Raw genomic sequence first — 13,102 nt, forward strand, 5'->3', positions numbered from 1 at the left:
CCGATTTGCGTTTGATCATGAAAATGATTCATGATCGTCATGCATATTTTGCGCCTTGTTCATATCGTGGCGCGGGTCCATGTGGGCCACGCGCGCGATCTTGCCCAAGGAGTGACCCCAATGACCAACAAGCTTGCCGAGCTTTTGTCCCAACGTGACTGGCTGATGGCCGATGGCGCGACGGGGACGACCTTGTTCAACATGGGGCTGTCATCGGGCGACGCGCCGGAATTGTGGAACGAGGAACATCCCGACCGCATCGCCACGCTCTATCGCGGCGCGGTCGAGGCGGGATCGGATATTTTCCTCACCAATTCCTTTGGTGGCACGCGCTCGCGGCTCAAGCTGCACAATGCGCAAGATCGTTGCTACGCGCTCAACAAACTTGCCGCCGAGATCGGGCGCGAGGTGGCCGATGCCTCCGGTCGCACGGTGATTGTCGCAGGCTCGATGGGCCCGACGGGCGAAATCATGGCGCCGATGGGAAGCCTCACCCATGATTTGGCTGTCGAAATGTTTCATGAACAAGCCGAGGGACTCCGCGATGGCGGGGCCGATGTGCTGTGGGTGGAAACCATCAGCGCGCCGGAAGAATACGCCGCCGCCGCCGAAGGGTGTAAACGCGCAGGCATGGAATGGTGCGGCACGATGAGTTTCGACACGGCCGGGCGCACGATGATGGGCCTGACCTCGGCCGCGATGGCCGAGATGGTCGAGAAGCTGGCCCATGCGCCCTTGGCCTTTGGGGCCAATTGCGGGGTGGGTGCCTCGGATCTGTTGCGCACGGTTTTGGGCTTTCGCGCCGCAGGCACCGAGCGCCCGGTGATCGCCAAGGGCAATGCCGGCATCCCGAAATACCATGAAGGCCATATCCATTACGACGGCACGCCTGAGTTGATGGCCCATTACGCGGTGATGGCGCGCGATGCGGGGGCCACGATCATCGGCGGCTGCTGCGGCACCACGCCCGAGCATCTCCGCGCGATGCGCGCAGCCCTCGAGACCACACCGCGCGGGCCTGCCCCCAGCCTTGAGGCGATCACCGACGCGCTTGGTGGCTTTTCCTCGGGCTCGGACGGAACCGATGACAACGGCCCCAAGCGCGAGCGCAGCAACAAGCGGCGCGCGCGCGACTGAAGCCAGACCAAAAGCGGCGCGCATGGGCCGGGGCGTCGCCCCATGTCTGGGCGATGTCGCAATTCGACATTCCGACGCTGCGATTTGCACTAGGACAAGAACGTGACGCGCAAGGCGCGGGGCAGTGCCACAGGAGACGCACCCATGTCCGATGACAGTGATGACATCATCCTTTCCGAGCTCGCCGATGACGAGCTGGTCAGCCAGATGTATGACGACCTCTATGATGGCCTGAAGGAAGAGATCGAAGAATCGGTCAATATCCTGCTGGAACGTGGTTGGACGCCTTATGACATTCTGACCAAGGCCTTGGTCGGTGGCATGACCGTGGTGGGCAACGATTTCCGCGACGGGATCTTGTTCGTGCCCGAAGTGCTGATGGCCGCCAATGCGATGAAGGGCGGGATGGCGATTCTCAAGCCGCTTCTGGTTGAGACCGGCGCGCCGCGCATCGGCAAGATGGTGATCGGCACGGTTAAGGGCGACATCCACGATATCGGCAAGAACCTTGTCGGCATGATGATGGAAGGCGCAGGCTTTGAAGTGGTTGATCTCGGCATCAACAATGCCGTTGAAAATTACCTGAATGCGTTGGAATCCGAAGGGGCCGATATCCTTGGCATGTCCGCCCTTCTGACCACGACCATGCCCTATATGAAGGTCGTGATCGACACGATGAAGGATAAGGGCATTCGCGACGACTATATCATCTTGGTCGGTGGCGCGCCCTTGAACGAGGAATTCGGCCGCGCGATCGGTGCCGATGCCTATTGCCGCGATGCCGCCGTGGCGGTGGAAACGGCCAAGGAGTTCGTGCTGCGCCGCCATAACCAAATGGCCGCGCGCGCCTGATCTTGGGCGCGACCCCGCCAAAGTTTCACGGCCCGGTCCAGCAGACCGGGCCGTTTCTTTTTGCACGACCGCGCGCCCCCTTGCGCTTTGTCATGGGCCGGCGTTTGCTGCGCGCCATGACCGGCCTGATCACCCCGCCCTGCCCTATGCGTGCAAGATGATGCCATCGCGCGATATCGCCCTTGTGCTGGTGGTGATCCTTGCTTGGGGGTCGAATTTCACCGGCATGAAGCTGGCGCTGGAGGAATTGCCGCCGCTTTTGTTCGTGGGTTTGCGCTTTGCAATTCTCATCCCGCTCTTGTTCCTGTTTCCCCGCCCGGCAAGCTGGCCTGCGATCATCGCCGTGGGCGCGCTGATCAACATGGGGCAATTCGCGTTTCTTTTCAGCGGATTGACGGCAGGGACCAGCGCCGGGCTTGCCTCGCTCATCATTCAAAGCCAAGTGCCAATGACGATCATCATGGCATGGGCGGCCTTTGGTGAGCGGGTGACGCTGGTGCAAGGCTTGGGGATCGGGCTTGCGGTCTTGGGTCTTGCGCTCTTTGGGCTGATCTCGGGCGGCAATATTACGCTTCTGGGTCTGGGCCTGATCTTGTGCGGGGCGCTGTGCTGGGCGATTGGCAATCTGGTGCTGCGCCGCCTGCCCGGTGTGGACATGCTGGCGCTGTTTCTTTGGGCATGTCTCGTGCCACCGCTGCCAATGCTGGGGATGTCGGTCTTGATCGAAACCGACGCACCCTTTGCGACAATTGCCGCGCTCAGCCTGAAAGGTTGGTTGGCGGTGATCTATGTGGCGCTGATCTCGACCGTGGTGGGCTATTCGATCTGGGGCACGCTGATGTCGCGCCATCGCGCGGCACAGGTCACGCCCTTTGCGCTGATGATCCCGCTGGTGGGCATGGGCACGGCGGCCATTGTTTTGGGCGAACGCATCACCGGGGCCGAGGCGCTGGCGGGCGCCGTGGTTCTGGCGGGGCTTGTGCTTGCCGTTCTGGGGCCACGCTTTGTCGCGGCAAGGGCTTTGCGCCGTGGCCCACCTCAGGCATAACATCGGCATGACCATGATCGACGATGAAACCCTGCTTGAGACTGGCCTTGCCCCTGAGGGGCGGGGCCCTGTGCTGTTAATCGGCTGCGGGGCGTTGGCGCGCGAAATCTTGGACCTCAAATCTGCCAATGGATGGGATCATCTTGATCTGCACTGCCTGCCCGCGATCTTGCACAACCACCCCGAGCGGATCCCCGAAGCCGTTGAGACAGCCGTGACCGCGCGCAGTGCCGATTACGCGCAGGTCTTTGTGCTTTACGCCGATTGCGGCACGGGCGGGCTGTTGCAGGCCGTCTGCGAACGGCTGGGTGTTGGCATGCTGAAGGGGCCGCATTGCTACAGCTTTTTCGAGGGCAACACGGTCTTTGCCGCGCGTGACGAGATGACGGCCTTTTACCTGACCGATTTCTTGGTGCGCCAATTTGATGCTTTCGTCACCAAGCCCTTGGGCCTCGACCGCTTTCCGCAACTGCGCGACATGTATTTCGGAAACTACACCAAGCTGGTCTATCAGGCCCAGACGGATGATCCAGAACTTACAGAAAAAGCAAAGGCTTGCGCAGCGTTCTTGAAGCTTGACTTCGAGCGGCGCTTGACCGGCTACGGCGATCTGGAAGTGGCGATGTCGCAGCTTTGAGGGTGAGGAAATCTGCAGATTTCCCATGCGAAAAACCCGGGTTTTTCGCCGCCCTAGCCGGAAATCGCCTCGGCGGCGACGCTGCGGATCCGCTCTACCATTGCGCGCACCCCGTTCGAGCGCTGCGCCGACAGGTGATCGTTCAGCCCCAGCCGTGCCAGTTCTGCACCGGCATCAACGAGCAAGACCTCGGTCAAATGCAACCCATCGTAAAGCGCATGCAAGACCGCGATCAGCCCGCGCACGATCATCGCATCGCTTTCGCCTTGGAAATGGAACACCGCGCCTGCCCCCTGCCCCTCGATCTGCGGCAAGATCCATACCTGAGAGGCGCAGCCATCGACCTTGGTCGCGGGCACCTTGAAGGCATCATCAAGCGGGGCCATCGCGCGGCCCAGATCGATGACATGGCGATAACGCTCTTCCCAATCTTCGAGGAATTCAAAGGTTTCGGCGATCTCTTCGAAGGCGGCGCTTGCCATCTTTGCGCTCTCCTATTGGGTTATGCCTGCCCCCCTGACCTATGCAAGGCGCGCGCGAAGGTCCAGAGGCGGCTTTCCTTCACACCCATCCTGCGCTAGCACAGGGGCGTGACCGACCGACGGAGTGCCACATGCTGCGCGTGATCCTTGCCCTTGCCCTGCTGACAAGCCTTGCTGCCTGCGGCACGCGGCTTAACCCGTTCAACTGGTTCGGCGAGACCCGCGAAGAGCGTGTGCGCGCAGCAGAACCCGTATCTGAAAATCCGCTGGACCGTCGCTTTCTGGTGGCAGAGGTCGTGGGACTCGCCATTGACCCGACGCCGCAGGGCGCGATCCTGCGCGCCACAGGCCGCCCCCAAACCCAAGGCTATTGGGAGGCAGATCTGGTCGAGGTTGCCCGCGAAAATGGCGCCTTGATCTATGAATTTCGCCTATTTCCGCCGCCGTCACCCACACCATCCGGCACGCCGCAATCGCGCGAAGTCATCACCGGGCTGGAATTGTCGCATTTCGCCTTGCAGGGCATCCGCACGATCACCGTGGTGGGGGCCGAGAACCGGCAGACCGTCACCCGCCGGTAAGCCGCATTACACCTTGACGATCTTGACCCGGTCGCCCTTGGCGGAAAGCGCGATCTCACCGCGCACAAGGCGCAGCGCGTCATTGCCAAAAACTTCGCGCCGCCAGCCTGTTGCCCAGATCCCGTTGTGATCGCCGCAAGCGATATCGTCGAGGTCGGCGGAGGAGGCGATGAGCTTGGTGGCAACGCCCGCCTCTTCGGCCTTGGCCTTGAGCAAGACGCGCAACAAATCGGCCAGCGCGCTGTTGAGGTTCGAGCGGTCGCGCCCCTCGGGCATCTCGGGCTGACGCTCGGCTGGCATCTCGAGCCCAGCCACCACCGCCGCGACCAGACCTTCGGCAATCTCGCCCTTGCGCGCATCGCGCAGCAATAGCCGCGATTTCGACAGATCGGCCAAGCTGCGCGGCTTGGTCGAAGCAAGTTCGATCAGCGCGTCATCCTTGATCACCCGGCTTCGGGGGATGTTCTTTTGCTGGGCATAGCGCTCGCGGAAGGCGGCCAATTCCTTGGCGATGCCCAAGGTGCGCCCGGAACTCGTGCGCAGCTTCAGCCTTTGCCATGCGTCTTCAGGATCGACGATGTAACTCGAGGCATCGGTAAGCTGCGCCAATTCCTCTTCCAGCCATTGGGTGCGCCCGGTGCGCGCCAACTCGGCCCTGAGATATTCGTAGATCTGGCGCAGATGGGTCACATCGGCCAGCGCATAGGTCTTTTGCGCGTCACTCAAGGGGCGGCGTGACCAATCCGTAAAGCGCGAGGATTTGTCGAGATTGGCGCGCGCGATCTTGCGCACCAATGTCTCGTATCCCACCTGATCGCCAAAGCCACAGACCATCGCCGCGACCTGCGTGTCGAACAGCGGGCTTGGCACAACACCCCCCTCGACATGAAAGATTTCAAGGTCTTGGCGTGCGGCGTGGAACACCTTGATGACATTGGGATTGCGAAACAGCGCGTAAAGCGGATCGAGCGAGAGCCCCTCGGCCAGCGGGTCGACCAAGACGGCCTCGCCGTCGCCTTGCCCCGGCAACGCAAGCTGCACCAAGCAAAGCTGTGCAAAATAGGTCCGCTCGCGCAGGAATTCCGTATCGACGGTGACATAGGGCGCATGTTCAGCCTTGGAACAAAACGCCGCCAGCGCCTCGGTGGTTGTCAAGATCTCGGTCAATGCAGTGGTCTTTTTCGCCACCCGCCATGGCACGGGCCAAATCCGCATAGGCGAGGCGCGCGGGAAAGAAAAGGGGCCGCGTGCCACCGCCCTGCGCGCGTTTGGCCCTGCCGGCCCCGGTCCGACAGCGCCTAGGCTGCCTTAATCGGCGAAAAGCGCGCGGATATCGCGGGTCATTTGCCCGCGCAGTTGCGCCATCTCTCCGGGTGAGAGGCGGGCATCGAGCACATCGAAGACCCCGCTGATTGCGCCTGCGATATCCTCGGGCGGCTCGGGGCCGAAGATCGCCACGACACGGGCGATGAAGTCATCCTTGTCGCGGATCGCGGCAGGCATGCTTGAGGGGTTGTAGCCCTCGTAAAAAATGCCGCGCACAAAGATCGGCAATTGCGCCGACAGATGCGCGGCGCTGTCGGGGGTCAACTGATCGCGCAGCGCATGCAACACCGCGCGCAACAGGCGATAGGCGCGCTGCTTGTTGACCAGCCCCACACGGTAATCGACCTCGTTGATCCAGATATTGGCCTGTTGCACGGATTCGTCGATGATCTTTAACCCAAGCGCGCTCATCTGCCTTGCTCCTTCATGTCGGTGCGATCATGCCGCCGGGGACAGGAAATCATGGCCATCGCATGCGCGCCTTGATCTTGATCACTGGGCCATTGCGGGGCGTGTTAGCGCAAACCCGCGATGTTGACGCTAACGGTTACGCTAACATCCGGAATTGCGACGATTTTTCCTTGGCCAATGCGGCATGCTTGGGTATGCGAAGCAAAGACTTCGCGCGACAAACCATGAGGCTTGGCATGACGATCACCCTTGGGATCAACGGTTTCGGACGGATCGGGCGCTGTACGCTCGCCCATATCACGGAAGCCGCGCGCAACGATGTGCAGGTGGTCAAGATCAACGCCACCGGCCCGATTGAGACCACCGCCCATCTTCTGCGCTATGACAGCGTGCATGGCCGTTTTCCCGGCGAGGTGCGCGTGCAGGGCGACACCATGGATCTGGGCCGTGGCCCGATGAAGGTGTTTTCAACCTATGATCCGGCCGAATTGGATTGGGAAGGCTGCGATGTGGTGCTGGAATGCACCGGAAAGTTCAACAGCCGCGACGCCGCCGCCGTCCATCTGACGCGCGGGGCCAAGCGTGTGCTGGTCTCGGCACCCGCCAAGAATGCCGACAAGACCATCGTCTATGGTGTGAACCACCGCGAGCTTTTGGCCGAGCATCATGTCGTCTCGAACGGGTCTTGCACGACCAATTGCTTGGCCCCGATTGCCAAGGTTCTCAATGACGCGATTGGCATTGAGCGCGGGATTATGACAACGATCCACAGCTACACGGGCGACCAGCCCACGCTGGACCGCCGCCATGACGATCTTTATCGCGCGCGCGCTGCCGCGATGGCGATGATCCCCACCTCGACCGGGGCGGCCAAAGCTCTCAAAGAGGTGCTGCCCGAGTTGGAAGGCCGCCTTGACGGCACATCGCTGCGCGTGCCCACACCCAATGTTTCTTGTGTCGATCTGACCTTCGAGGCCGGGCGCAGCGTGACGGTGCAAGATGTGAACGAGATCATGCGCGAAGCCGCCGAGGGACATATGCGCAGCGTCTTGTCCTATGACACCGAGCCCAAGGTCTCGATCGATTTCAACCATACGACATTCTCAGCCATCTTCGCCCCCGATCAGACCAAGGTCGTGGGCGGGCGCACCGTGCGCGTCTTGGCGTGGTACGATAACGAATGGGGCTTTTCGGCGCGCATGGCCGATGTCTCGGCGGCGATGGGGCGTTTGCTGCACTGACCGCGCGGTGACGGCTGACCAAGACCCGCGCGCTGCTTGATCGGTGGCGCGCGGGTTTTCTTTTGCGCGCGCCCGTGCAAGGTTGCGCCCAGTGTAACGAGGGCGGTCATGACCAACGGTTTGGCGATTTTCTTTGCAATCTCTATCGCGGTGTTCTTGGCCATCGATGCCAGCCTCTTTGGCTGGGATGTATCACTCTCGCTGGCGCGGCGCTTTGCCGGTCTGCTCAACTGGATGGCCTTTTGGCGCTAACCCCTTCCCTTTTTTCCCGGTCTTGGTTAAAAGGTTTATGTTAGCGGTAACATTTCAACCTGTGCTGGCCTTTGGCGGCAGTGCCGCACCAGCCACCGAGACAGACGGGAGAGCGTGCCATGGCCGTAAAGGTCGCCATCAACGGGTTTGGTCGGATCGGGCGCAATGTGCTGCGCGCCATCATCGAAAGCGGACGCACCGATATCGAGGTGGTCGCGATCAATGATCTAGGCCCGGTCGAGACGAACGCCCATCTGTTGCGCTTTGACAGCGTGCATGGTCGCTTTCCGGCCACGGTGACGACAACGGCCAATTCCATTGATGTCGGGCGCGGCCCCATCGCGGTGACAGCAATCCGCAACCCGGCCGAGTTGCCTTGGGCGGGTATCGATATCGTGCTGGAATGTACCGGCATCTTCACCGACCGCGACCGCGCCGCGATCCATCTGGAAAACGGCGCAAAGCGGGTGCTTGTCTCGGCCCCATCGAAAGGTGCCGACAAGACCATCGTTTATGGTGTGAACCACAAGACGCTGACGCGCGATGATGTGATCGTCTCGAACGCATCATGCACGACCAATTGCTTGGCCCCCGTGGCCCATGTGCTGCATCAAGCCATCGGCATCACGCGCGGCTTCATGACCACGATCCACAGCTATACGGGCGACCAGCCGACACTCGATACAATGCACAGCGATCTTTACCGCGCGCGTGCCGCCGCACTGAGCATGATCCCCACCTCCACGGGTGCGGCCAAGGCGGTGGGGCTGGTGCTGCCGGAGCTCGACGGCAAGCTTGACGGTGTGGCGATCCGGGTGCCGACGCCCAATGTCTCGGTCGTCGATCTGACATTCGAGGCCGCGCGCGACACATCCACCGCTGAGATCAACGCCGCCATCCATGCCGCCGCCGCGCATGGCCCGCTCAAGGGCATCTTGGGCGCGACCGATGACAAGCTGGTCAGCCAAGATTTCAACCATGATCCCCATTCCTCGATCTTTGCCACCGACCAGACCAAGGTGATGGATGGCAATCTGTGCCGGGTGCTAAGTTGGTATGACAATGAATGGGGCTTTTCCAACCGCATGGCCGATACGGCGGTCGAGATGGGCAAGCATCTGTAACGGCGGGCGCGATGTGGGGATGGGCGCGAAATTTTGCCCCCGCCCCCGTGCCTGTGATTTTCTGCTTTCGTAAAATAGGCCCGCCAAAGCTGTCGAAGTCTCTGGCGTGTCACAAAACGCATGCTAAGACCGCGGCGCGAAAGCGATGACGGAGGGTAAGATGCGCTGGAAAACACTCGATGACATGGAGATGGGCGGCAAGACCGTGCTGGTCCGTGTCGATATCAATGTGCCGCTCCAAGATGGTCAGGTCAGCGACGATACCCGCATCAGGCGCATCGCGCCGACAATCCACGACATCTTGGCCAAGGGCGGCAAGCCCGTGCTGTTGGCCCATTTCGGTCGGCCAAAGGGCAAGCCCGTGGCCGAGATGTCGCTCCGCGTGACACTGCCCGCGCTCGAGGCTGCCTTGGGCCGCCCCGTCACCTTTGTCGAGACACCCAGCCGTGCCGGATTAGACGCCCTACCCGCCGATGCGGTGGTGCTGGTCGAAAACACCCGCTTCACCCCGATGGAGGAAGCCAACGATCCCCAGATGGCGCAGTTCCTTGCCAGCTTGGGCGATATCTATTGCAACGACGCCTTTTCGGCCGCGCACCGCGCCCATGCCTCGACCGAAGGGGTGGCGCGGCTGTTGCCCGCTTGCGCCGGGCGGCTGATGGCCGCCGAACTGGCCGCGCTTGAGGCGGCCTTGGGCCGCCCTGCCCGCCCCGTGGTGGCGGTTGTGGGCGGTGCCAAGATTTCCACCAAGCTTGATCTCTTGGCAAATCTAACCCGCAAGGTCGATCAGCTGATCATCGGCGGCGGCATGGCCAATACCTTTCTTGCCGCACAAGGGCATGGCGTAGGAAAATCGCTCTGCGAGCATGATCTGGCCGACACCGCGCGCGCGATCATGGCGGGTGCCGCTGCGGCGGGCTGTGAGATCATCTTGCCCAGCGATGTGGTGGTGGCTGAAGCCTTTGCCGCCCATGCCCCCCATCAGGTGATGGCAATCGACGCTGTGCCAGAGGGGGGGATGATCCTTGACGCTGGCCCCGAGACCGTGGCGCGGATCACCGCCGCATTTGCACAGGCCAAAACGCTGATCTGGAACGGCCCCTTGGGTGCCTTTGAGATTGCGCCTTTTGATGCTGCCACCGTCGCTGCCGCGCGCGCTGCGGCAAAGCTGACGCAATCGGGCAATCTGATTTCGGTCGCGGGTGGCGGGGATACGGTGGCCGCACTGAACCAAGCAGGCGTGGCTGATGATTTCAGCTATGTCTCGACGGCGGGTGGCGCATTCCTTGAATGGATGGAGGGCAAGACATTGCCCGGTGTCGCGGCACTTGAAATCACGGATTAAGCGACTGTTTGCGCCACCATGATGGACAGGCGCCAAGCGCTTTGGCATGGAGTGGAAATTGCCCAACGCCATAAGGAGTGCGCCAATGTCGCGTGATGCCATGACCCGCCAAATGCAGACCGGACAAGGGTTCATCGCGGCACTTGATCAATCGGGCGGCTCCACCCCTAAAGCGCTCAAGCTTTATGGCGTGCCAGAGGCGGCCTATGCCACCGAGGTTGAGATGTTCGACCTGATCCACGCCATGCGTGCGCGCATCGCCACCGCCCCGGCCTTTCGCGGTGACAAGGTCATCGGTGCGATCTTGTTCGAAATGACCATGGAGCGCGAGATCGCGGGCCAACCCGCCGCAAGCTATCTATGGGCGGAAAAGGGCGTTGTCCCCTTCCTCAAGATCGACAAGGGGCTAGAGGCTGCGGCCAATGGCGTGCAGATGCTCAAACCCATCCCCGGCCTTGACGCGCTGCTTGATCGCGCCGTGGCGCATGGGATTTTCGGCACCAAGGAACGCTCGGTCATTCTTGGGGCCGATGCAGGCGGCATTGCCGATATCGTGGCCCAACAGATCGATCTGGGCCTTAAGGTGCTGGCCAAGGGGCTGATCCCGATCCTAGAGCCCGAAGTTGATATCAACGCCCCCGACAAACCCGCCGCCGAAGAGATGCTTTTGGCCGCCCTGCTCAAGGGGCTTGATGCGGTGCCGGATGGCGCGCAGGTGATGCTCAAGCTGACCATCCCCAACCATCCTGGCCTTTACGCGCCCTTGATGGCGCATCCAAAGGTGATGCGCGTTGTGGCGCTATCGGGCGGCTATCACCGCGATGACGCCTGTGCGCGGCTGGCCCAAAACCCCGGCATGATCGCAAGCTTCTCGCGCGCCCTAACCGAGGGGTTATCGGCCGATCAATCCGATGCGGATTTCAACGCCACACTCGGCGCGGCCATCGACGCGATCCATGCAGCCTCGATAAGCTAGGCGCACGCTATACGGCGAAAAAACGAATCATTTTCGCGAAATGGGGGATTCCCTTTCGCGAATCATTGTGCGATTCTCCCCCTAACGCACCGGAACAGGTGCGGGGAAAAGGCAGCGCAGCACGGTCATGACACGTACGAAATCTCTTGGTGGTTTGATCCTGCCCGTCGTGCTGCTGTTTATCGGGGCGCATTTCACCTTTACTGCGGTGCAAGGCGACTATGGGCTTTTCCAGCGCGTCCAGATCGAGGCCGAGGCCGCACGGCTTGAGGTGCAGCTGGCCGCGATCAGCCAAGATGTCGCCCGGATCGAGCTTTTGACCCGCCGCCTGTCGGATGACTATCTCGATCTCGACTTGCTCGATCAGCAATTGCGCGATGTTTTGGGCTATATCCGCGCCGATGAGATCGTCTTGCCCTGATCTAAAGCGTGTCGCGTTCGCCTGTTGCGGTGAATGCGATAGAACGCGACACGCGCTAGGCTGTGACGCGCCCCTTTGCCTTTCCAAAAATTCGCAAAACAGACCAATCCGCCACGGGCATGGCGGCTGAGTAGCCTTGCATCTATTGCAACCCCCTGCGTCAGGATTGCCGGGTGCAATCTGTCATTGCCTATGATAGGGAACTGTTTAACGTTAAACTATCTTTGCGATCCGGGGGAGGATGACCCGCATGCCACCACGCAAAACCGCGGCAACAACCGAGGCGGCAAGGCCGAATATTTCGGCTGATGACCTCAAACGCTATTACCGCGATATGCTTTTGATCCGCCGCTTCGAGGAAAAGGCGGGCCAGCTTTATGGCATGGGCCTGATCGGCGGCTTTTGTCACCTCTATATCGGCCAAGAAGCGGTCGTCGTGGGCCTTGAGGCTGCGGCCTCCGAGGGGGACAAGCGCGTCACCTCCTACCGCGACCATGGCCATATGCTGGCCTGCGGCATGGACCCCAAGGGTGTGATGGCCGAGTTGACCGGCCGCATTGGGGGCTATTCCAAGGGCAAAGGCGGCTCGATGCATATGTTCTCCAAGGAAAAGCATTTCTACGGCGGGCATGGGATCGTGGGCGCGCAGGTGCCGATTGGGGCGGGTTTGGCATTTGCCGACAAGTATCTTGGCAATGACCGCGTGACCTTCGCCTATTTTGGCGATGGGGCCGCCAACCAGGGCCAGGTCTATGAGACCTACAATATGGCCCAGCTTTGGGATTTGCCCGTCATCTTCGTGATCGAGAATAACCATTATGCGATGGGCACCTCCGTCACCCGCGCCACCAAATCCCCCGCGCTGTGGAAGCGTGGCGAGGCTTATGGCATCGCGGGCGAAGAGGTGAACGGGATGGATGTGCTGGCCGTCAAGGGTGCAGGCGAGCGCGCGGTCGCGCACTGCCGCGCGGGCAAGGGCCCCTATATCCTCGAGGTGATGACCTATCGCTATCGCGGCCATTCCATGTCGGACCCCGCGAAATACCGCACCCGCGAAGAGGTGCAGGAGATGCGCGAAAAGCGCGACGCCATCGAACAAGTGCGCCAGATGTTGCTGACGGGCGGCCATGCCTCTGAGGACGATCTGAAAAAGATCGACAAGGAGATCAAGGATATCGTCAATGACGCCGCCGAATTCTCCAAGGAAAGCCCAGAGCCGCCGCTCGAAGAGCTTTGGACAGACATCTACGCCTGAGAGGACGACACAGA

Annotated in this window: 15 protein-coding genes; 12 read left to right on the plus strand and 3 right to left on the minus strand. The window is 61.3% G+C overall.

The features are described from left to right. The first annotated feature begins 120 nt into the window (after nt 1–120). The 4 genes from bmt (at nt 121) to KG698_RS02545 (ending at nt 3,674) form a co-directional block, all read left to right on the plus strand. Nucleotides 121–1,137, plus strand: coding sequence for a betaine--homocysteine S-methyltransferase (bmt, locus tag KG698_RS02530; protein WP_213683969.1), 1,017 nt, complete (start codon nt 121–123; stop codon nt 1,135–1,137). A 144-nt stretch (nt 1,138–1,281) separates the two neighbouring features. Then, nucleotides 1,282–1,989, plus strand: a complete 708-nt coding sequence (locus tag KG698_RS02535) for a B12-binding domain-containing protein (protein ID WP_213683970.1) — start codon at nt 1,282–1,284, stop codon at nt 1,987–1,989. 157 nt (nt 1,990–2,146) lie between these two features. Continuing rightward, nucleotides 2,147–3,037 (plus strand): EamA family transporter, encoded by an 891-nt coding sequence (locus KG698_RS02540; RefSeq protein ID WP_213683971.1) that lies wholly within the window; start codon nt 2,147–2,149, stop codon nt 3,035–3,037. A 13-nt stretch (nt 3,038–3,050) separates the two neighbouring features. After that, the gene (locus KG698_RS02545) at nt 3,051–3,674 is read left to right on the plus strand and encodes a DUF1638 domain-containing protein (protein WP_213684292.1); all 624 of its coding nucleotides are present in this window, start codon (nt 3,051–3,053) and stop codon (nt 3,672–3,674) included. A gap of 53 nt (nt 3,675–3,727) precedes the next feature. Here the strand turns inward: KG698_RS02545 and KG698_RS02550 are convergent, their stop codons facing one another. Beyond that, nucleotides 3,728–4,156 (minus strand): SufE family protein, encoded by a 429-nt coding sequence (locus tag KG698_RS02550; protein ID WP_213683972.1) that lies wholly within the window; start codon nt 4,154–4,156, stop codon nt 3,728–3,730. Between the two features lie 131 nt (nt 4,157–4,287). On the opposite strand from KG698_RS02550, the gene KG698_RS02555 reads away from it, so the two are divergent. After that, a complete protein-coding gene (locus KG698_RS02555) occupies nt 4,288–4,737 on the plus strand; it encodes a hypothetical protein (RefSeq protein ID WP_213683973.1) in 450 nt (149 codons plus the stop codon). Between the two features lie 6 nt (nt 4,738–4,743). Here the strand turns inward: KG698_RS02555 and rnd are convergent, their stop codons facing one another. Continuing rightward, a complete protein-coding gene (rnd, locus tag KG698_RS02560; protein WP_213683974.1) occupies nt 4,744–5,952 on the minus strand; it encodes a ribonuclease D in 1,209 nt (402 codons plus the stop codon). Between the two features lie 93 nt (nt 5,953–6,045). Then, nucleotides 6,046–6,474 carry a DUF2267 domain-containing protein gene (locus KG698_RS02565; protein WP_213683975.1) on the minus strand — a complete coding sequence of 143 codons (429 nt, stop codon included), beginning with the start codon at nt 6,472–6,474 and terminating at the stop codon, nt 6,046–6,048. Nucleotides 6,475–6,710: 236 nt separating this feature from the next. On the opposite strand from KG698_RS02565, the gene gap (KG698_RS02570) reads away from it, so the two are divergent. The 7 genes from gap (KG698_RS02570) (at nt 6,711) to pdhA (ending at nt 13,088) form a co-directional block, all read left to right on the plus strand. Then, entirely contained in the window at nt 6,711–7,715 is a 1,005-nt protein-coding gene (gene gap, locus KG698_RS02570; RefSeq protein WP_213683976.1) for a type I glyceraldehyde-3-phosphate dehydrogenase, read from the plus strand. A 108-nt stretch (nt 7,716–7,823) separates the two neighbouring features. Continuing rightward, nucleotides 7,824–7,967 carry a hypothetical protein gene (locus tag KG698_RS02575; RefSeq protein WP_213683977.1) on the plus strand — a complete coding sequence of 48 codons (144 nt, stop codon included), beginning with the start codon at nt 7,824–7,826 and terminating at the stop codon, nt 7,965–7,967. 119 nt (nt 7,968–8,086) lie between these two features. Next, nucleotides 8,087–9,091, plus strand: coding sequence for a type I glyceraldehyde-3-phosphate dehydrogenase (gene gap, locus KG698_RS02580; RefSeq protein ID WP_213683978.1), 1,005 nt, complete (start codon nt 8,087–8,089; stop codon nt 9,089–9,091). A gap of 160 nt (nt 9,092–9,251) precedes the next feature. Next, nucleotides 9,252–10,436, plus strand: a complete 1,185-nt coding sequence (gene pgk / locus KG698_RS02585) for a phosphoglycerate kinase (RefSeq protein WP_213683979.1) — start codon at nt 9,252–9,254, stop codon at nt 10,434–10,436. Nucleotides 10,437–10,521: 85 nt separating this feature from the next. Next, a complete protein-coding gene (locus KG698_RS02590; RefSeq protein WP_213683980.1) occupies nt 10,522–11,412 on the plus strand; it encodes a fructose bisphosphate aldolase in 891 nt (296 codons plus the stop codon). Nucleotides 11,413–11,539: 127 nt separating this feature from the next. Then, on the plus strand, nt 11,540–11,833 hold the full coding sequence (locus KG698_RS02595) for a septum formation initiator family protein (protein ID WP_213683981.1): 294 nt from the start codon (nt 11,540–11,542) through the stop codon (nt 11,831–11,833). 250 nt (nt 11,834–12,083) lie between these two features. Beyond that, nucleotides 12,084–13,088 (plus strand): pyruvate dehydrogenase (acetyl-transferring) E1 component subunit alpha, encoded by a 1,005-nt coding sequence (gene pdhA, locus KG698_RS02600; protein WP_213683982.1) that lies wholly within the window; start codon nt 12,084–12,086, stop codon nt 13,086–13,088. Nucleotides 13,089–13,102: the final 14 nt, after the last annotated feature.

Origin of the sequence: Roseicyclus sp. (assembly GCF_018402035.1) — a bacterium.
Taxonomy (GTDB): domain Bacteria; phylum Pseudomonadota; class Alphaproteobacteria; order Rhodobacterales; family Rhodobacteraceae; genus Roseicyclus.